The 19169-nt window shown below is 50.4% G+C and carries 19 protein-coding genes; 3 read left to right on the top strand and 16 right to left on the bottom strand.

The features are described from left to right. Positions 1-7: 7 nt before the first annotated feature. A complete protein-coding gene (locus ACMGF5_RS15665; RefSeq protein WP_414156950.1) occupies positions 8-289 on the bottom strand; it encodes a hypothetical protein in 282 nt (93 codons plus the stop codon). Positions 290-773: 484 nt separating this feature from the next. On the opposite strand from ACMGF5_RS15665, the gene ACMGF5_RS15660 reads away from it, so the two are divergent. After that, the gene (locus ACMGF5_RS15660; RefSeq protein ID WP_414156949.1) at positions 774-1664 is read left to right on the top strand and encodes a glycosyltransferase family 2 protein; all 891 of its coding nucleotides are present in this window, start codon (positions 774-776) and stop codon (positions 1662-1664) included. Here ACMGF5_RS15660 and ACMGF5_RS15655 read toward each other — a convergent pair. Both ACMGF5_RS15655 and pyrF read right to left on the bottom strand, forming a co-directional pair. Further along, positions 1661-2857: an O-antigen ligase family protein gene (locus ACMGF5_RS15655; protein WP_414156948.1), complete on the bottom strand. Its 1197-nt coding sequence runs from the start codon at positions 2855-2857 to the stop codon at positions 1661-1663. The two genes, ACMGF5_RS15660 and ACMGF5_RS15655, sit on opposite strands and share 4 nt — an antisense overlap. A 123-nt stretch (positions 2858-2980) precedes the next feature. Beyond that, complete coding sequence (gene pyrF, locus ACMGF5_RS15650) at positions 2981-3682, bottom strand: orotidine-5'-phosphate decarboxylase (RefSeq protein ID WP_125924348.1); 702 nt, start codon at positions 3680-3682, stop codon at positions 2981-2983. 180 nt (positions 3683-3862) lie between these two features. On the opposite strand from pyrF, the gene ACMGF5_RS15645 reads away from it, so the two are divergent. Continuing rightward, positions 3863-4030 (top strand): DUF2897 family protein, encoded by a 168-nt coding sequence (locus tag ACMGF5_RS15645; RefSeq protein ID WP_012313328.1) that lies wholly within the window; start codon positions 3863-3865, stop codon positions 4028-4030. A 51-nt stretch (positions 4031-4081) separates the two neighbouring features. Here the strand turns inward: ACMGF5_RS15645 and ACMGF5_RS15640 are convergent, their stop codons facing one another. From ACMGF5_RS15640 to rfbB, 3 genes are all read right to left on the bottom strand, one after another. After that, positions 4082-4414 (bottom strand): ComEA family DNA-binding protein, encoded by a 333-nt coding sequence (locus ACMGF5_RS15640; protein ID WP_125924347.1) that lies wholly within the window; start codon positions 4412-4414, stop codon positions 4082-4084. Between the two features lie 186 nt (positions 4415-4600). Continuing rightward, positions 4601-5482: a glucose-1-phosphate thymidylyltransferase RfbA gene (gene rfbA, locus ACMGF5_RS15635; protein WP_414157858.1), complete on the bottom strand. Its 882-nt coding sequence runs from the start codon at positions 5480-5482 to the stop codon at positions 4601-4603. Positions 5483-5577: 95 nt separating this feature from the next. Further along, positions 5578-6648: a dTDP-glucose 4,6-dehydratase gene (gene rfbB, locus ACMGF5_RS15630; RefSeq protein WP_414156947.1), complete on the bottom strand. Its 1071-nt coding sequence runs from the start codon at positions 6646-6648 to the stop codon at positions 5578-5580. 180 nt (positions 6649-6828) lie between these two features. Between rfbB and ACMGF5_RS15625 the strand changes: the two genes are divergently transcribed. Beyond that, positions 6829-7410 carry a hypothetical protein gene (locus ACMGF5_RS15625; protein WP_414156946.1) on the top strand — a complete coding sequence of 194 codons (582 nt, stop codon included), beginning with the start codon at positions 6829-6831 and terminating at the stop codon, positions 7408-7410. An 82-nt stretch (positions 7411-7492) separates the two neighbouring features. Here ACMGF5_RS15625 and ACMGF5_RS15620 read toward each other — a convergent pair whose 3' ends face one another. From ACMGF5_RS15620 to ACMGF5_RS15575, 10 genes are all read right to left on the bottom strand, one after another. Then, positions 7493-9490 carry a polysaccharide biosynthesis protein gene (locus ACMGF5_RS15620; RefSeq protein WP_204920302.1) on the bottom strand — a complete coding sequence of 666 codons (1998 nt, stop codon included), beginning with the start codon at positions 9488-9490 and terminating at the stop codon, positions 7493-7495. A gap of 141 nt (positions 9491-9631) precedes the next feature. Then, complete coding sequence (locus tag ACMGF5_RS15615; protein ID WP_414156945.1) at positions 9632-10810, bottom strand: DegT/DnrJ/EryC1/StrS family aminotransferase; 1179 nt, start codon at positions 10808-10810, stop codon at positions 9632-9634. An 82-nt stretch (positions 10811-10892) separates the two neighbouring features. Beyond that, a complete protein-coding gene (locus tag ACMGF5_RS15610; RefSeq protein ID WP_414156944.1) occupies positions 10893-11513 on the bottom strand; it encodes a NeuD/PglB/VioB family sugar acetyltransferase in 621 nt (206 codons plus the stop codon). After that, a complete protein-coding gene (locus ACMGF5_RS15605; RefSeq protein ID WP_414156943.1) occupies positions 11510-12106 on the bottom strand; it encodes a sugar transferase in 597 nt (198 codons plus the stop codon). The genes ACMGF5_RS15610 and ACMGF5_RS15605 overlap by 4 nt, the downstream gene beginning before the upstream one ends. A gap of 19 nt (positions 12107-12125) precedes the next feature. Then, positions 12126-13406, bottom strand: coding sequence for a glycosyltransferase (locus ACMGF5_RS15600; RefSeq protein WP_414156942.1), 1281 nt, complete (start codon positions 13404-13406; stop codon positions 12126-12128). Between the two features lie 245 nt (positions 13407-13651). Continuing rightward, complete coding sequence (locus ACMGF5_RS15595; protein ID WP_414156941.1) at positions 13652-14767, bottom strand: DegT/DnrJ/EryC1/StrS family aminotransferase; 1116 nt, start codon at positions 14765-14767, stop codon at positions 13652-13654. Positions 14768-14772: 5 nt separating this feature from the next. Beyond that, complete coding sequence (locus ACMGF5_RS15590; protein ID WP_414156940.1) at positions 14773-15231, bottom strand: acyltransferase; 459 nt, start codon at positions 15229-15231, stop codon at positions 14773-14775. Then, positions 15232-16287 (bottom strand): Gfo/Idh/MocA family protein, encoded by a 1056-nt coding sequence (locus ACMGF5_RS15585; protein ID WP_414156939.1) that lies wholly within the window; start codon positions 16285-16287, stop codon positions 15232-15234. A 25-nt stretch (positions 16288-16312) separates the two neighbouring features. Further along, complete coding sequence (locus ACMGF5_RS15580; RefSeq protein WP_414156938.1) at positions 16313-17635, bottom strand: UDP-glucose dehydrogenase family protein; 1323 nt, start codon at positions 17633-17635, stop codon at positions 16313-16315. Between the two features lie 394 nt (positions 17636-18029). Continuing rightward, positions 18030-19079, bottom strand: coding sequence for a hypothetical protein (locus tag ACMGF5_RS15575; protein WP_414156937.1), 1050 nt, complete (start codon positions 19077-19079; stop codon positions 18030-18032). Positions 19080-19169 lie beyond the last annotated feature (90 nt).

The raw sequence follows: 19169 nt of genomic DNA, 5'->3' as shown, positions 1-19169 counted from the left end.
ATTCCCCTCAATGCAGGCCGTTAGTACGTTCCAAGGCCAGCGACAGCGCATCCGACTGACCCCAGGCAATCTGCATGGCCCGCAGCCCGTTTACCATCAACTCACGGGTGGCCTCATCCTCGATTGCGTAGAGGGCCATGTGGCAGTGGTTGTAGGCCAGCATCAAGTAATGGGTGACGTTCTTGACCACGTGATCGATCGGCACGATACGCTCGCTGATGGCGCTGGAGAGGGTTTTGTCGGATGGAAGGTCGAAATTATGGGGTGGATCGGGGACGATTTTTTTCATAGCAATTCCTTGAAGATTAAAGGAGTTGCCACCGCCGTTTCCACACGAAGGGCGGCAACTGTACACGGGGTGGAAAACCGAGTCTTCAAGGAACCCCGGTAGGCCTGACGGCCTCCCGTATACAGCTGCCATTACGACAGGCACTTGAAGATTGTCCGGGTTTCCACACCCGCATCGCTGAACATCAGCGACCCAGAAAGCCTAAAGGGCGGTGTTTCCAGGAACAATCAGACGCGTGTCGACAGAACGTGTAGGGTATTTCCTCAGGCTAGGCATCACCAGTCCTGAGTCGTAGGAAATTTCTGAACAAATCGCAGGATCCTCCCTACGTATAAGCCCCCAACACGCTATCGTATCCCTCAAGTGCCCCTTCCATTAGAATGGCCAATACCTGCATAAGATGCTGAATTGCCATCACTTTAGAAAACCAGCAGGTAGCCTGCATAGAGGCTTCAAAAGAACGGATCAAAGCTAGGGGTTACACATGTGTTCTGAGAATCACGGCGTTGCTGACACACCGTTGGTGACAGTGATCATCGCGTCCTACAACCACGCGCGCTACATCGAAGCAAGCATCAACAGCGTCATCAACCAGACCTACAAGAACATCGAGCTTCTGGTGGTGGACGACGGCTCCAAGGACGAAAGCCCAGCAGTGCTCAAGCGGCTTCAGGAACAGCATGGCTTCGATCTGCGCTTCCAGGCCAACCAAGGCCTGGCACGCACCCTCAACGACGCGATAGCACGCGCCAGGGGCGACCTGATCGTGCCTTTCGGTTCAGACGACATAATGCTGCCCCACCGTATTGCCACCCAGGTGGAGTACATGAACGGCAAGCCTGAAGTGGGCATCTGCTCGGCCAACATCGAAACCATCGACCAGGATGGCAACGTGATGGGTGCACGCGAGCAACGCAACCGCAACCTGCCCTTCCGCCGCCTGGACTTCGACGACCTGTTCCTCGACCGCAAGCCAGGGCCAATGGCAGCCACACTGATGCTGCGCCGTGAGGCGCTGGAAAAAGTGGGGGGGTTCAATGCCGATATCCGCCTGGAAGACGTGTATATCGAACTGTCGATCGCACGTGCCGGTTATTTCATCGACGTACTGGGCGAGGTACTGGCGCAGTACCGTGACCACCCGACCAACACCTTCAAGAACGGCCGCTTCATGGTGGACAACGTGCTGCGCACCTTTGCGGTGTTCAGCGACCACCCGCAATATGAGCAGGTGTGCATGCGGTTCCGTAACTCTATGGTGCTGAAGTACGCCAACCGCGACAAGGCATTGAGCCGGGAAATACTTTCGCAAATCCCGCTCAAGTACTGGAACCGCAAGACCTTGCGCGGTATATGGCGGATGGTCTGCTCTTAAGCAGACCGGCTGCGCTTCCAGTGGATCAGTGATTGGCCGTACACCAGGGCCATCGGGATCCATATCAGGAACCAATGCTCCTTCGGGCGCGACATGAAGGCACTGCCTTCGGTCAGGCCCGAAGCGAAGCCGAAGATCAGCCAGGTTGCCGCTATCATCACGCCTGGGTGTTTGCGGTACACCCAGCAGAAGTACATGGCCAAGCCGTAAAGCGCCATCCACAGCGCCAAGCCAACGACTCCACCCGCATAAAGCACTCCAAGCTCAATGTTATGAGGGTCTGCAAGCGTCTTGCCCAAGCCCGGGAGGATGATTGTCATCGGCGAATCGAAGCCGCGGCCCAGCCATGGGTGTTCGCTGATCTGGCGCAGTGAGTCCAGCCAGATGGCCGGGCGGTGCGAGACGCCACGCTGGGTAATGGCTTCAGGGTAGAGCAGTACCACACTGACCGCTGCAAGACCGATGACAGTCAATGCCAACCCGGTGCGCCGGCGATCACCGACGATCAACAACCAACCCAAGGCTGCTGCCAGGCCGATCAACGGCGTGCGGGAACCCGTCGCCAGGATTGCCATTCCCAGAACAGCGAGGCAAACCAAAGGCAATGGGCTGAGCGCACTACGAGCCTGGAACCACGATGCGAGCCAGAATGCAGCGAAGGCGCCAAATACATGCGCAGTCAGCAACGGGTTATACAACGCACCGTAACCATTCAGGCGCCTGCCTGCCAATACGGGGGTTTGGTAGAGATAAACCGCCAATGACAAACCAGCCGCCACCGCAACCACTATAGCGGCCAGGCGCGTCCATTGATCCAGTTGCCCGGGTGTGCGCAGGCTGATGATACCTGCGGCCAGTAGCAACATCGCAATATAAAGCGGGCGCTTCAGCAAGCTGCTGGTGGAGTTTTCAGTGTCGGACCACGCGATGCTCAGAAGGGTGTAGCCACTGAAAACTAGGAACGCCAAGAACAGCGGATTGCAAACCAGAGGTTTCAGCAGATGCCGCTGCTTGATCAACATCACAAGCGTCGGTACCGCAAGAAAAATATAAAAGAGCTTGTGGTAAGCAGAGCGGTCCCAGGCCCAGAACATTCCCGTAAGAATGATGAACCAGCCTACGGGCAGCAGGTAAGTACCAATCAGGCTTCCAAAGCGCTGAACCGGGCTCTGATCCGAAACATCAACTGACATCTAACATACTCATGCGGAGGGCTCATTCCCTATGTCCTACGCGATTTCAGTTGCGTCATGACTGCAACCGTGACAAATCGCCGTTATTTGAGCGAGAGCAGCATTGCTGCCCTCGTTCATATCTCAGCCGCGAATTTCGGCGACGACCGCAGCCAATGCTGCTGCCGGGTCTGCCGCCTGGCTGATGGGCCGCCCGATCACGAGGTAGTCCGAGCCTGCATCCAGCGCCTGGCGCGGGGTAAGAATGCGCCGCTGGTCATCCTGAGCACTGCCTGCTGGGCGAATGCCTGGTGTCACCAGTTGCAGCGATGGGTGCGCGGTTTTCAACGCCGGCGCTTCCAAGGCCGAGCACACCAAACCGTCCATGCCAGCCTTCTCGGCCAACGCAGCCAGGCGCAGCACCTGCTCTTGCGGGTCTACATCCAGGCCGATGCCGGCCAGGTCTTCACGCTCCATGCTGGTCAGCACGGTCACGCCAATCAGCAATGGCTGGGGGCCGCTGCGCTTGGCCAGCACTTCGCGGCAGGCCGACATCATGCGCAGGCCACCGGAGCAGTGCACGTTGACCATCCAAACGCCCATTTCGGCCGCAGCCTTCACGGCCATGGCGGTGGTGTTGGGGATGTCATGGAATTTGAGGTCGAGGAACACCTCGAAACCTTTCGCGCACAGGGTTTCGACAATGCCCGAAGCGCTGCTGGTGAACAGCTCCTTGCCAACCTTCACCCGGCACAGTGCGGGGTCGAGCTGGTCAGCCAGCTTCAGGGCGGCGTCACGGGTGGGGAAATCCAGGGCGACGATCAGGGGCGTCTGGCAGGCGGACATGGTCGGGGTCTCTTGGTAATTCGTAAACGGCGCGCATTGTAAACGAAGTCGCCACGCCTTGGGGGCCAGAGGCCATTAGAATTGGCCCAGCGGGGCACCCCTCCTATAATTGAACCAACGGGCAACGCGGTCGCTCAAAACGGGTACAAGCGAAGCCTCACAGCTCATAGGAGAACGACAATGCCCTGGTATGCCTGGCTGATACTCATCTTAGCCCTTGGCTCGATCGTGGGCGGGTTGATGATGTTGCGCGATACGGCGAAGAAACTGCCCTTGACCGATGAGCAACTGAAGAAGGTACATGAGCGCAATGCCGAGGCGGATGCCAAGGATGCGCAGGACAGGTAGGTTGCATGCGGTGACGCCGGGGCAGGCAACAAGCCGCCCCGGCCTACTCCCCTACTCGACCGCCAACTTGTCCCGATTGCGCTCCATCAACGCATTGCCAATCCCTTTGATCTCCAGCAGTTCATCCACTGAAGCGAACGCACCGTGGGCCTCCCGGTAAGCCACAATGGCTTCGGCCTTGGCCTTGCCTATTCCATTCAGCTCCTTCTGCAAGGTCAGCGCATCGGCGGTATTGAGGTTGAGCTTGGCTGAGGTGGCCGGCAACTGGCTAACCATCGGTACCGGTTCCTTCGGTACCGTGGCCGTAGCAGGCGCCGCGCTGATTGAAAACGACAGGCCGGCAAACAGCGGCAGCAACAGATAATTGAGAACGGTATTGCGCATGAAGGTCACTCCTTTGAGTTGAGTTTGAATGCAGCAATCTCCTTGGCTGCCCCCTCAAACTAGCGGCTCGCAGGCCATTCGCCCAGCGGTTGCCGCCAGGGAATGGTTACCAGATTAGACGTCACAGCATGTTGCACACCTGCCGGGTAAAAGCTCCCACGGCAGGCGTGCACAGAACTTTCACTGTCAGAAGATCGTGTCGCGCAGCACCCGTTGCAGGTACTGCCCGTAACCGTTCTTGGTAAGCGGCGCGGCCAGCCTGGCCAGCTGCTCTGCATCAATCCAGCGCTGGCGGTAAGCCACTTCTTCTGGGCAGGCGACCTTCAAGCCCTGGCGGCGCTCGATGGTGGCAATGTAACCGCTGGCTTCAAGCAGGGAATCATGGGTGCCGGTATCGAGCCATGCATACCCACGCCCCATCACTTCCACCGACAACTGCTCACGCTCAAGGTACAAGCGGTTGAGGTCGGTAATCTCCAGCTCGCCTCGCGGCGAGGGCTTGAGCCCTTTGGCCATCTCGATCACATCCTGATCGTAGAAGTACAGGCCCGTCACGGCGTAATTGGACTTCGGCTGGGTCGGCTTTTCTTCCAGGCTCAGGGCCTTGCCCTGGCTGTCGAACTCCACCACGCCATACCGTTCAGGGTCGGTCACGTGGTAGGCGAATACGCTGGCGCCTTCGCGGCGGCCCATGGCTTCGAGCAACAAGGCCTGGAAGTCGTGGCCGTAGAAGATGTTATCTCCCAACACCAGCGCCGAAAGGTCGTTGCCAATGAAGCCTTCGCCAATGATGAAGGCCTGTGCCAGGCCGTCCGGCGAAGGCTGCACCGCATAGGTAATGTTGATGCCCCACTGGTGACCATCCCCCAGCAGCTGCGCGAAACGCGGCGTGTCTTGCGGGGTAGAGATGATCAGGATGTCGCGAATGCCCGCCAGCATCAGCGTGGTCAGCGGGTAATAAATCATCGGTTTGTCGTAAACCGGCAGCAACTGCTTGGAAATCGCCAGCGTCGCAGGGTGCAGGCGCGTGCCCGAGCCCCCAGCCAGAATGATGCCTTTGCGGTTGATAGTGCTCATAGGTTGTAAATCTCTGTCAGGCGTCCATGGCTAGTTGCCAGCCATCTTTTTGCCATTATAGGGTAGCCACCCAGTTTTCAGCGCCTTTACACCGAACGCCCGGTGTAATTCTTCTCGACCCATTCGCGATAGCTGCCCGATTGCACACCTTCGACCCAGGCCTGGTTATCCAGGTACCACTGCACGGTTTTACGAATGCCCGTTTCGAAGGTTTCGGCCGGCTTCCAGCCCAGCTCACGCTCCAGCTTGCGGGCATCGATAGCGTAGCGGCGGTCGTGGCCAGGGCGGTCGGTGACAAAGCTGATCTGGCTGGCATACGGCTGCCCATCGGTACGCGGGCGCAGCTCATCGAGTAGCGCACAAACGCGATGGACGATGTCCAGGTTGGGCATCTCGTTCCAGCCACCGACGTTGTACACCTCACCCACCTGCCCTGCTGCCAGCACACGGCGGATGGCGCAGCAGTGGTCCTTGACGTAAAGCCAGTCGCGAATCTGCTGCCCATCGCCGTATACAGGCAGCGCCTTCCCGGCCAGGGCGTTGACGATGATCAGCGGGATCAGCTTCTCGGGGAAATGCAGTGGGCCGTAATTGTTCGAGCAATTGGTGGTCAGCACCGGCAGCCCGTAGGTGTGGTGATAGGAACGCACCAGGTGGTCGCTGGCCGCCTTGCTTGCGGAGTACGGGCTGTTTGGCTGGTACTGATGGGTTTCGGTAAAGGCAGGCTCACCGGCTTTCAGCGAGCCATAAACCTCATCGGTTGAAACATGAAGGAAGCGGAAGGCCGCACGTGCTTCCTCGTCCATGCCCTGCCAGTAAGCACGCACCGCCTCAAGCAGCTGGAACGTGCCTACAACGTTGGTTTCAACGAACGCCTGCGGGCCATGAATGGAGCGGTCGACGTGCGACTCGGCGGCGAAGTTGAGCACTGCACGCGGGCGGTGCTCTGCCAGCAGGCGCTGTACCAGCGGGCCGTCACCGATATCACCGTGCACGAAAACATGCTGCGGGTTGCCCTCCAGGCTGGCCAGGCTCTGCAGGTTGCCGGCGTAGGTCAGCTTGTCCAGGTTGACGATGGTTTCGCCGAACTGGCTTACCCAATCCAGCACGAAATTCGCACCAATGAAGCCGGCGCCGCCGGTTACCAGGATTGTCATAGGGTTGAACGCTTCTCGTGGCTGATGGTTGACGATTGATGCCGCAATTCTAGACGGGAATGATGCAGGAGTGTGCCGGTAAGACGCCGTTCACGCTTTTGGCAGTTGTTCTGTCATCGCCGGCGGGGCAAAATACGAATTCCTCTCAGGAAAAGCCATCTTGGCTCACAGGGATCGTTCATGCCTTATATTTCTCATTCGGTCGTTCTTGCGGCCGCGTTTGCTGCCGCGCCTGTCTGGGCGCAATCCACGCAGGTTGCTGACCGAGTGATCGCGCCGAGCGCGTTCCTGGGTGTTGACCTGCAGGGCAATTTCATGGCCGAGGTGCCAGAATGTTCAGCGGAAGATGAACGCCCCGACGAGCCTTGCCGTGTCGCTACCACCAAAGCGGGTGAGTTTGAGGTGCGAGGGCTGCCATATTTGCCAATTTCACCGGGCTATAAATTGTTCGCTACGGTGAATGATGGCACTGTCATTCAACTAGTGTTGACCGGTAATGCTAGTAACTTGTATCTAGTTAAAGAGATGCTCACGGACAAACTCGGTAAGCCTGCCACTAGTGCTACCCAATGGGTAAAACTACAGTCAGGTGCTTCGTATGAGGCTGACGCCTATAAGTGGAACACAGAGGGCGGCGCTGTTGATTTCGCACGAGACCCCACAAATCTGGGCCGTTATTCAGTAACTTTCTCAAGTTCAAGCATTGGCACTGAAGTAGGCCAAAATCAAACATCCCCAGCAACTAAAAGCCCTAGCCTATAACTCTTAGCCTATCGAATTGAAAATACTACTCTACCGGCAAGCAGTCGGCAGTTCGAAAACTGCCGACGAACTATGAAAGAAACTAAATTTCTTTCATCCGCTGCTGATACACCCAGTCCACAATCTCCCCTTCGGGTGTGTAACCACTAACCAACTCTCTAAGTAGCTGGCGGACGCGCGAAAAGTCCTCAGTTTCAACTGCTTTAACCAACAAAGACAAGCTATCTCTAAGCGCATCCCACGCTAAGAAATCCTCGCTGGCTGTCATGATCATCGGGTGCTGGGTTGGCAGAACGTTATCGCCAATCAAAAGTTCTTCGTAAAGCTTTTCGCCAGGTCGTAGTCCTGTAAATTCAATTGCAATGTCACCATGAGGATTTTTTTCAGATCTTACGCTCAACCCCGAAAGGTGAATCATCTTCTCAGCCAATGAAGCAATTTTTACAGGCTCGCCCATGTCCAATACGAATACGTCTCCGCCCTGCCCCATCGAGCCAGCCTGAATAACAAGCTGAGCAGCCTCAGGAATGGTCATGAAGTATCTGGTAATCTTGGGGTGAGTTACCGTCAATGGCCCGCCCATCTTGATCTGCTTGTGAAATAATGGGATCACCGACCCTGAAGATCCAAGAACATTGCCAAAGCGTACCATTGTAAAGCGAGTTTTATTAACTCTCGCAACTTTGCTACTGTCCCCAAACAAAACAGGCGCAGCTTCTCTACTCAACGCCTGAAGAACTAGTTCAGCCAACCTTTTTGTGCTACCCATGACATTGGTTGGTCGCACAGCTTTGTCGGTCGAAATAAGTACGAAATTGGCCACATTGGACTGCAGAGCTGCCTGCGCTGTATTCAGCGTCCCAATCACGTTATTCAGGACACCTTCGGCAATGTTGTGCTCAACCATTGGGACATGTTTGTAGGCGGCAGCGTGGTAAACGGTGTCTACCCCCCACATCTTCATGGTGTCTGCCAAATGCTTCTGATTACGAATGGAGCCTAGGAATGGGACCAGCGTGACTGGCAAGGACTCGCGCCGAATACGCTGCTCTAGTTCCCCATGAATGCTATAAAGATTAAATTCACTATGCTCGAATAAAAGGAGGGTTTTAGGCTCGAGCATGAGTATCTGCCGGCATAGTTCCGAACCAATGGAGCCACCGGCGCCTGTTACCATTACGACTTGGCCAGATACGCAACGAGCAAGCAAGTCAGTCTGCGCGGGTACGGCATCACGGCCCAATAGGTCGGCAATATCAACCTCTTGAATATCATCGACTTTTACCCGGCCACTGGCCAAATCCATGAACCCAGGGATACTACGGACGTGGAGTGGGAAGTGCTCTAATAGCCCCAGTATTTCTCTTCGACGCGCACGACTGGCAGAAGGAATAGCCAGCAAGATCTCTTCAGCACCGGTAACATCAATCATTCGCTGAATATCTTTTCCACGAAATACTTGAAGCCCAGAAATGACGCGATCCGCAACACTTTCATCATCATCAATGAAAGCAACCGGTCGCATAACGCGCCCAATTCTCAATGCAGCGATTAACTGATTTCCTGCAGCACCAGCGCCATAGATCGCAACTTTCGGTAAACCATTATCGCGATTGGTGAAAGGTACATGCTGCCGGGCTGCAAACCAATCACCCAAAAAATACTGCCGCATGATCAATCTAAGACCACCGATCAGCACCAGGCTTAGCCACCAGTAATTGAAAACGATAGAGCGCGGAACTACTGCAGTATGATTGCTATGCCAATAAACGATTAGCGAAAGTATCAGTGAAGATAAAGAAACAGCTTTAACAATAGCAATTAATGCGTCATTACCGAAATACCGCATGACAGCACGGTACATGCCAAAACGGATAAAGATAGGTATGGCGACGACTGGCGCGGCTAAAAAAAGCCAATAGTGTGTGCGCAGTGGCTGATAAATCTCATCAATGCCAAGACGTACCAAAAACGCTAACCAAAGGGCGAACCATACCAACAACACGTCGGTTACGACTTGGAGCGCGCGTTTGTAGCGTCGCGGCAAAAGTAGCATTCCCGCGCGCAGCTTATCCGTCATCCGTTTACACTCCTGATTCCGAACCAAACCAGATCCCTTCCTGTTTCATTTTCATACGTGCCCGCTTAAGGCAACTTGACCCACCAACACCAGGCATAAAAGAGTACGACTCGCGCGCCAGCGTACGGGTCGTAATGCATTTCATTTGCCTGCTGCTTGGCGCATGACTCTTGTCAGCACCTCACACGTCTTCGCGATTTCAGCATCTGTCAGCGTTGGATGGACCAAGAACATGAGGCTAGTTTCTCCCAGTTGACTTGCAACAGGCAGACTTTTCTCTGGCCTAAAGCCTGTGTCATCGAATGCTTTCTCAAGATATACCTCTGAACAGGAACCCGAGAAACAAGGCACGCCAAGGGAATTTATTTCATTTAGTAGTCGATCTCTATCCCAACCTGAAGCAAGCTGTCCTGGCTCAACAAACACGTAGCATTTGTAAGCCGCATGTACATTATCTTCCGGGATAACAGGAACCCGAAGTCCGGGTAGGCCTTTGGCGCACTCCCAGATGCGCTGAGCATTTTCTAATCGCGACTGATGCCACTCTGGCATTCGCTTCAATTGAATCCGACCGATCCCACCTTGGACCTCAAGCATCCTCCAATTGGTACCAAAACTTTCATGCAGCCAGCGGAATCCGGGGGCATGCTGACGTTCGTAGACCGCTTCCCAGCTCTTACCATGATCTTTGAACGACCACATTGTTGACCATAATTCTTTATCATTGGTGGTGACCATGCCACCCTCGCCGCCGGTGGTCATAATCTTATCCTGACAGAACGACCAAGCCCCGATATCGCCAATAGAACCGACAGGCCTACCTTTGTAGCGGGCACCGTGCGCTTGTGCACAATCTTCGATAACACGTATACCGTGCTCTTGCGCCAACGCCATGATCGGATCCATATCACAAGGCCATCCTGCGAGGTGAACACATATAATGGCTTTTGTGCGAGGAGTAATCACCGCCTTGATGGTGTAAGCGTCGATATTCTGGGAATCGACATTCACATCCGCGAACACTGGACAAGCGCCAGCGTTGACGATACTTGATACCGAAGCGAGAAATGTACGAGAGGTGACGATCACTTCGTCACCCTTACCAACGCCCAACGCATGCAACGCCAGATCGAGCGCTACCGTACCATTTGCGACGGCCACGGCATGCTTCGCTCCAGCCCAGTCTGCAAATTCATGCTCAAAGTGACGGCATTCCTGCCCAGTCCAGTAATTCACCTTGTTAGACAAGATGATATCCCGTACGCGGTCCGCCTCTTCTTCAGAAAAAGATGGCCAAGGAGAGAAAGGGGTATTCAGCATGAACAGATCCTGATTGATCAGACTCGCAAGAGCGCGAAAGGGTTATGACACAGTCTACAACCACGCCAAGAGATTTGGGGAACTAATTTAGGGGGCGAGCGGGTACGCCAATCACTGTAATCCCTGCCCTAACATCTGCGACAACGGCCGCACCAACGCCGACAACGACGTCATCGCCCAAAGTAATCATTTGCCTGACGCTAGCACCTATGCCCACCCAAGAGCGAGCTCCGACTCTGACATTGCCCGCAAGTCGAGCACCAGGACTTATATGAACCGAGTGACCGAGAAGGCAGTCATGATCAACACTGCAGCCTGTATTTAGTATACAGCCGACCCCCACCGCTGCGCCCGCATGCAATACCGCCCCAGCAAATATGACAGTAGCTACTCCGACATCGGCATAGCGACTAACGCAAGCAAAAGGGTGAATGAGAGTGACCAGTACAGCACCGTGCCTCTGAAGTTCGGATATTTTCACCTCGCGTATATTGTTATTTCCTATAGCGACGACCACACCATCAAATTCACCCAATCGCTTGAGAAGATCGTCTCCGGAACCGGAAATTTTCCAACTACCGTTCGACAACCGTGTAGGCCAACAGTCATCAAAGAATGAAATATCTGACCACCCACAAAGCTCAGCGGTATCAGCAACTACTTTTCCATGTCCACTGGCGCCAAGTATAGCCAGCCGCCTCATTTTTTGTTACCCTGGAACTTAGACATGGTAACTTCTCCATCCGCAGAAACACCATCTCTCTTGAATACCTTGACTATAGTCAGCGCAATTATTTTAAGATCCAACAACAAAGTACGATTTTCCACATACCAAGCATCGAGTTCGAATTTCTCCTCCCAACTCAAAGCGTTACGCCCATTAACCTGCGCCCAACCTGTAATACCGGGCCGAATTTTATGTCGCAGATTTTGCCTCTCATTGTAAAGAGGAAGATACTCCATCAACAAAGGGCGAGGCCCAACAATACTCATTTCACCCTTTAATACATTCCACAGTTCAGGAAGCTCATCTAAACTTGTTGAACGAAGAAACTTTCCAAAAGCTGTCATTCTCTCTGCGTCTGGAAGTGGCTTCCCTTTATGGTCTTGAGCGTCCAGCATAGTTCTGAACTTAATCATCTCAAAAGGAGCACCCTGCGCACCTGGGCGCACTTGCCGAAATAGGATTGGAGACCCCAATTTTCTCTTTACCGCCCAAGCCACCAACATCAAAACTGGTGACAAAATCAAAATACCAAAAAAAGAAGCGACAATATCAAAAATACGCTTAATCATATATGCATCCCTAACCACATCAAATAGAAGTCCTGGACAAGCCTTCTTCAACCACCGCCTCTAGATGGCGAGCATAATCACCGTACACAGCCTTCGCCTCAAACTCTCGAGCAAATAATTTCTTGGCACGACTAGACATTTCAGCCTGAAGATTATCATCACTAAAAAAGATAGACATCTTGTCGACCAACTCAGCAGAGCTGTTATATATATAACCACACTGCTCAGCCACTAACTTCTGGCCTGAAACTCCGTCCAGCCACGAAAAAATTGGCAAACCAGAACTCAGATATTCAAAAAATTTATTTGAATAGGAATTCTGATAATCGATCCGTCGAGCTACTGGTTGTATTGCAGCGACCGAATGCTCTCTTAATATCTTGAGCAAAGTAGCATCTACCTCGCCCGGGAGAACAACATTGGGCAACCGCGAAATTTTTTCTTTAATTAACGTTTGATAGCTTCCAGATCCGCATAAAACAAAAACAATATCGGGATGCACTTCCGAAAATTTCTCCGCTGCCTCAACAACAGGCTGAATAGCGTCATAAACTGTACGATTCAACCGGCCGGCAAAGTAAACGACCCTTTGCCCCTGCCCCAAAGCAATCCCATGCCGAGCCCAAAAATCGAATGCTGCTTGGCGATTCTTTTCCGAACAAATAACGGCCGCAGAATCGAAACCTAAAGGAAACACCACATCATAGGATGTAGAAGGACGACCGGAATACTTCAATAAATGACGAGTAAAAAACTCGGTGATACCTACAAATGAATGTGACTGCTTGCAAGCAAAAACGAGATCACGGCGCATCTTGAAAACTAGCAACCTGGCGGCGAGAGACTTCCAACCTGTTGCTTCAGCCAATATTATTTCAGGCCAATAATCGCGACAGTCCAAAACCAGAGGAATCTCATATTCACGCGCCAAAATCGCAGCCAATTTACAAAGCGCGGGAGTCGGCATACTACAAACAATCAAGTCAGGTGTCTTTAGTTCCCTAGCTCGCTTTTGAATTTTGAGTTTTACTAAAAAATTATCGATTATACGACCAATTGAAATAGGAGATTTATACTTAACCCCACTATTTATAAACTCGTACTGCTGCCTGTCGGAATACTTTACAGAACAAGAAACTCCGTAACGATGGAGGCCAGTCAAGTGATTTAAATCTGAGCACCATCTTACAACATTATGCCCATTGGAGACCAATTCGCGCTCAAGCATACCCATGCGGTAAGGCCGATAATCAGCATCCAGCGGAACCGGCTCCTCAAGCTTGATCAACCAAACATTCATGACTCCACCCTGAGATTATCTTTATGAATTAAAAAATTATGAAATATCACGTATCTCGAGCAATATCAACACATAGCTCGTCAACAGTAAACTCAAAAAGATGCACATTTTGATGCAAAGCGTGCGCATCATACAAAAAGAAAAACCTAATTCTAAGCGAACAACGCCTATGACTCCATAAGCGTTGATGACAGATCCAGCCGCGCTAAAATTAACCCCGCGAAAGACGCTAACAACAGCAAATATTATTCACTGGCATTAACGAGTTCAAAGAAGCTTTTAACTGCACTAATAACAACATCAACCTGTTCGAAAGACAGGTGTTCCCCAATTGGAAGACTCAGAAGGGTGGAGTCCTGAATGTAATAATTCGCTGCGCTGTCTATTTGTTGCAAATAGCTATATGCCTGCAATTTAGGCAACGCTTTCGGATAATGAACACCCGTTTCAATACCAGCCGCTTCCAAGAACGACTTTAATTCGTCACGCTGTTCCGTACGCACTACAAATAAGTGGTACACCTGCTTAGCCCAGTCTTGGCGGACAGGGAGCGTTAATCCTGGTATCCCTGAAAGCCCTTGCATATAACGATCAGCGATATCTATACGCTTAGAAGTCCAAGCATCGAGCTGCTTAAGCTTAACACTCAAAACAGCAGCCTGAAGTCCGTCTAAGCGAGAATTGCGCCCCTCAAAAGCGTGATCGTACTTGGCAATACGTCCATGATTTGCGATCTGGCGACACTTAATGGCTAGCGCTTCATTATTCGTTACAATGGCACCGCCGTCACCATAAGCTCCTAGATTTTTACCTGGGTAAAAGCTGAAAGCTGCAATATCACCAAGTCCCCCAACCCGCTTACCTTCAAACTCAGCGCCATGTGCTTGGGCACAGTCCTCTATGATGTATATGCCTTTTTCAGCACCTATTTCTTTAAGTCGCTTCATGTCACAGGGGTGACCGTAGAGATGTACAGCAATGATAGCCTTTGTGTTCGACGTAATTTTCCGGAGGACGTCCTCAATATCAAGAACATAGCTCGCTTCGTGATTATCAACAAAGACGACTTTGTGTCCACAACGAGTTACGGCTTCAGAACTCGCGATGAAGCTATTACCAGGAACTAGCACTTCGCTCCCAGCAGGCAATGCAAGTGCTTCTAAAGCAATTTCAAGTGCGTCGGTACCGTTACCAACACCGAGGCAGAAATTCGCATCACAATAACTGGCAAACTCTTGCTCGAAAGCAGCTAACCCCTGCCCACCAATGAAGCTAGAGTTAGCAAGCACTCCACCGATTGCAGCATCAATATCTTCGCGAATAGAAAGGTATTGCGAGTGCAGATCCAAAAACTTGACCATTGATCTCACCTAATTTTCTTAGCAGGATTGCCAGCATAGACACCTGGCTTTTCAATATTCTTTGTTACTACTGCACCGGCGCCGATCACGACATTGGAGCAGATACTGACTGGCAGTATAGTTGCATTACTCCCTATAGATACATTGTCACCGATCAGCGTTTTTTTCCATAGTGTTTTATCTCCTCGAGCCGGACCGCCCGCAGAGAATAAATCGTTAACAAACATCACCCCATGGCCGATAAAGCAATCATCGCCAATGCTGACCAATTCACAGATGAAGCTATGTGACTGAATTTTGCAACGCTGACCAATCACAACACTTTTTTGGATTTCAACAAAAGGCCCTACAAAAGTATTGCTACCAATCCTGCAGCCGTAGATATTCACTGGCTGTACTACAGTAACATCATGACCAAAGTCTACGTCACGAACAGCCGAAAACTTCTCGATCAGATTGTTCATTTATGCACCCAACCGACACTTGCCTGTAGACTTGCTCAGGAATACTTCCTTGCCAGTTTCGATTGACTCATAAATCGCGACGATGAGCGCAAGACTCTTGCGCGCCCCCTGACCGTCTACCAATTGAGGCTGGCCATTCTCAATAACATCGACGACATGCTCATAGTATGCCTGATGACCAAAACCATAAACATTGGGCGGATTTACAGAGTAACGCTCCATGACTTGCTGATCATCGTCTGTCTCTTCAGCGAACCGCCATGCTTTCATCTCATTGACAGCAATACCGCCTACCTCAACTGCACCGTGCTCACCCACGATTGACAGCGACCCTTCAAGATCCCTGGGGCGAGTGGCGGTAGTAGCCTCAATCACGCCAAGTGCGCCGTTCTTGAAGCGCAGTGTTACAACAGCCGTATCCTCTGCCTCAATATCAACCAATGCTGTACTCGCCATTGCATATACAGATTCGACTTCACCCATCATCCATTCAAGCAAGTCGACATGATGGCTAGCTTGGTTAGTAAGGACTCCACCATCCATTGCCCACGTACCACGCCAACTATCCTGATTATAATAAGCTTGAGGTCGACACCAACGCACACGTACGGTCCCAAGTACTAATCTACCAAATCGCCCTTGTTCCAATGCTTCTCGAAGTTTTACAACTGGAACATTAAAGCGATTTTGTTTAACTACAAACAGTTTTACACCTGCCTCTTCACAGGCAGCAATCATTGCATCTGCATCTGCAAGCGTTAAAGCCATTGGCTTTTCCACTACTATATGTTTACCATATTGACTGAGGGCAATAACATTTTTTGAGTGATTTCCACTTTCCGTCAATACCGAAACAACATCAACCTCAACCGACCTCATCATTTCGTGCATATCAGCGTAATATGGAACGCTGTACTTTTCTCCATATACTTTTGCTTTTTCCAGATCAGCATCGCAAACCGCTACTAACTCACCCTGCTCAATAATACCCCCACCGAGCAATTCGGCATGACGCTTAGCGATACGACCACATCCAACCAATGCAAACTTAACCATATTTTTCTACCTTAAAACGAAATACTTATGGGCGCCCAATGGAGTAATATTCAAACCCTTCCCTAATCACGGAAGCGGGATCATAAATATTACGACCATCAAAGATTATCGGCTTCCGAAGACTAGCCTTGATCAGATCAAAGTTAGGTGCTCGAAAACTCTTCCACTCAGTGATAATAACGAGGGCCTCGGCACCTTCTAGTGCCAGCTCCTTCGATGTGCAGAGTTTTAGCGAATTAACGTTCGGGTAAATTCGACGAGTCTCATCCATTGCTGCAGGATCATAAGCCTGTACAACTGCACCCGCCTCCCACAAGGCCTCCATAAGAATCCGACTCGGCGCTTCACGCATGTCATCGGTATTGGGTTTAAAACTCAAACCCCAGAGAGCAAAAACTTTACCCTTCAAATTACGACCAAAACAGCGTGAGATCTTGTCAAAAATAACAGTTTTCTGAATATTGTTTCTTTCTTCAACAGCCTTCAATACTTTTGCATCAAAACCGATGGAGTCCGCGGTATTGATTAAAGCCTGGACATCTTTAGGGAAGCAGGAACCGCCATACCCAACACCTGGATAAATGAATTCGTACCCAATCCGTGGGTCGCTACCGATTCCATTTCTAACTTTCTCTACATCAGCACCCAGTTTTTCAGCCAAACTTGCAATTTCATTAATGAAACTAATCTTGGTGGCTAGGATACAGTTAGCAGCATATTTAGTGAGCTCAGCGCTACGTGAATCCATCACGATGATTTTCTCATGATTTCTATTAAACGGAGCATAAAGTTCACGCATCACATACTCAGCGCGCTCACTGTCTGTACCAATAATTATTCGATCAGGCCTCAGGCAGTCATTTACTGCGGACCCTTCTTTTAAAAACTCAGGGTTCGAGACAACATCATAAGTAACGCATTTCGCCCTTTCAGCCAAAACCTCATCAATTTTCGCCCGAACCTTATCAGCAGTTCCAACAGGGACAGTCGACTTATTGACTATAATTTTATAGTCTTCAATTTCTTGAGCAATTGACCTAGCGACGTCTAAAACATATTTCAGGTCTGCAGAACCATTTTCATCAGGGGGCGTGCCTACAGCAATGAACAGCACATCACCATGAGCGATCGCTGATTTATAATCTGTTGTAAAATGAATATTTCCAGATTCCAAACTAGATTTTACTATTGATTCTAAACCAGGTTCGTATATAGGTATCTGACCACGAGAAAGCTTTTCGACTTTATCATTATCAATATCAAGACACACCACCTGATGGCCAACGTCAGCCAAAATCGCGCCCTGAACTAACCCTACATAACCCGTACCGAACACTGTAACTTTCATAAAACCCCGCTTACCACTCAGCGATAATCGTTAGCCAATGATGAGTCATAAACAATCCTGCATTAAACAGGCCAGCAACATCCCGACCTGTCCGAGCACCCCCAATCACAGACAGCACATTTGACTTAATAGTATCCGAACTGAACTTCTTAGACAAGCACCACTGACGCTCAACCGCCCCAGCCAACACCTCTAAAAAACTTATAACCCACGAACCTTCGAGACCCTATGATGCATATTTAGCGCAAAACCCAGTCAACTTTTTCTGCTATTTCTTTAGAACAGTAAATTTCTGAAAGAAGCTATTTTCTTCAAGCGAATCTCTAAAAAAGCCCTCAACACACGCAAACTTTATTAAAAATCTCAAACTAGCTTGCAGTCTATTGCAATAAAATTAAGTAGTGGGCTTTTGTTCATCCGTCAGTAAAAAACCATCCCTATAAAGTAAGCCCAGAAAAACAGCCATGTAAACACCTTTGTTATCCAACACAGAACCACTAAACATCGAGAACAACAAAAACATCAAAAACAAATACTTAATTCGTCTATCGCAAAGTTTGAAGTATGACAACAAAATTATTAGCAGGGAACATCCACCAAGCACCCAACCCTGCTCAACCAAGATTTCAACAAAGAAGTTATGAGGATATTCATGAACAGAATATACAGACCATCGCCCAAAACCAATACCGCTTGGAAACTCCCCAAGCAAACGCCCTGCGAGTATATATTGCTCTAACCGCGCACCAATGGAGCCATAATTTGCGCCACTAAATAAGAGCTCATAGTCCCCACTAGCAACCGAAGATACTATGGATTTAGAGAATGAGATAATTCTATTATCGAGAACATCGGGAGGTAGAAACATAAATATTATGCCTACAAAAAACCCCAGAACAATAACAAAAGCTTTACGCCTTAAAAAAAACACAAAAAGCCCGGCCACAATAGGACCTTTGGAGAACGATAGCAACGAGAGCCCAGCAGAGATGGCCGCAAGTACGAACCTGCGATAACCATACAACAAAAATATAACACTTGCTGTAATCATCAACTGCCCAAATACAATAGGACCATTTATGCCAATTGATCCACGCAGGGAAAATTGCTGCCCTTTAATTACCCCCCACATCACAGCCAGCAGACCGTAGAGTATCAATAGACAGGCAAATGTTAACAATACTTGAGTCAAAGAGTGCCTTTTGGGCAGCACTCCATACATCAACGCTATCAGCGACAAGAACAATGAAAGGGATGCATATTTAAAAAAACCGAAACTGTTAAAATCGCTTGCAACTAAATTAAAACAGAACAAAGCATTAAACGAAATCAAAAATAACAAAGCATAGTTTTTTTTGCAGAAAGCTAGCAACGCTCCGGCAGCCAACATCAATACAAGTAGGGGGAGCATAAGAAAGCACAGTTTGAGAGCATCAAGTTCCATGTCCGAACCTAGAAGCAACGGTGCCTTTGCAAGCATGTACGCAAAAAATACAAACACCCCAAACATCAAGGACCCGTATGAAATTTGAAT

Source organism: Pseudomonas sp. BNK-15 (assembly GCF_047456105.1).
Taxonomy (GTDB): Bacteria; Pseudomonadota; Gammaproteobacteria; order Pseudomonadales; family Pseudomonadaceae; genus Aquipseudomonas; species Aquipseudomonas putida_E.
The sequence above is the reverse complement of the archived record's forward strand: the minus strand, read 5'-3'. Positions and strand labels throughout refer to the sequence as shown.

Coding starts and splice junctions, on each gene's coding strand:
- ACMGF5_RS15665 (WP_414156950.1), bottom strand. CDS start 289: ATGAAAAAAATCGTCCCCGATCCACCCCATAATTTCGACCTTCCATCC.
- ACMGF5_RS15660 (WP_414156949.1), top strand. CDS start 774: ATGTGTTCTGAGAATCACGGCGTTGCTGACACACCGTTGGTGACAGTG.
- ACMGF5_RS15655 (WP_414156948.1), bottom strand. CDS start 2,857: ATGTCAGTTGATGTTTCGGATCAGAGCCCGGTTCAGCGCTTTGGAAGC.
- pyrF (WP_125924348.1), bottom strand. CDS start 3,682: ATGTCCGCCTGCCAGACGCCCCTGATCGTCGCCCTGGATTTCCCCACC.
- ACMGF5_RS15645 (WP_012313328.1), top strand. CDS start 3,863: ATGCCCTGGTATGCCTGGCTGATACTCATCTTAGCCCTTGGCTCGATC.
- ACMGF5_RS15640 (WP_125924347.1), bottom strand. CDS start 4,414: ATGCGCAATACCGTTCTCAATTATCTGTTGCTGCCGCTGTTTGCCGGC.
- rfbB (WP_414156947.1), bottom strand. CDS start 6,648: ATGACAATCCTGGTAACCGGCGGCGCCGGCTTCATTGGTGCGAATTTC.
- ACMGF5_RS15625 (WP_414156946.1), top strand. CDS start 6,829: ATGCCTTATATTTCTCATTCGGTCGTTCTTGCGGCCGCGTTTGCTGCC.
- ACMGF5_RS15620 (WP_204920302.1), bottom strand. CDS start 9,490: ATGACGGATAAGCTGCGCGCGGGAATGCTACTTTTGCCGCGACGCTAC.
- ACMGF5_RS15615 (WP_414156945.1), bottom strand. CDS start 10,810: ATGCTGAATACCCCTTTCTCTCCTTGGCCATCTTTTTCTGAAGAAGAG.
- ACMGF5_RS15610 (WP_414156944.1), bottom strand. CDS start 11,513: ATGAGGCGGCTGGCTATACTTGGCGCCAGTGGACATGGAAAAGTAGTT.
- ACMGF5_RS15605 (WP_414156943.1), bottom strand. CDS start 12,106: ATGATTAAGCGTATTTTTGATATTGTCGCTTCTTTTTTTGGTATTTTG.
- ACMGF5_RS15600 (WP_414156942.1), bottom strand. CDS start 13,406: ATGAATGTTTGGTTGATCAAGCTTGAGGAGCCGGTTCCGCTGGATGCT.
- ACMGF5_RS15595 (WP_414156941.1), bottom strand. CDS start 14,767: ATGGTCAAGTTTTTGGATCTGCACTCGCAATACCTTTCTATTCGCGAA.
- ACMGF5_RS15590 (WP_414156940.1), bottom strand. CDS start 15,231: ATGAACAATCTGATCGAGAAGTTTTCGGCTGTTCGTGACGTAGACTTT.
- ACMGF5_RS15585 (WP_414156939.1), bottom strand. CDS start 16,287: ATGGTTAAGTTTGCATTGGTTGGATGTGGTCGTATCGCTAAGCGTCAT.
- ACMGF5_RS15580 (WP_414156938.1), bottom strand. CDS start 17,635: ATGAAAGTTACAGTGTTCGGTACGGGTTATGTAGGGTTAGTTCAGGGC.
- ACMGF5_RS15575 (WP_414156937.1), bottom strand. CDS start 19,079: ATGGAACTTGATGCTCTCAAACTGTGCTTTCTTATGCTCCCCCTACTT.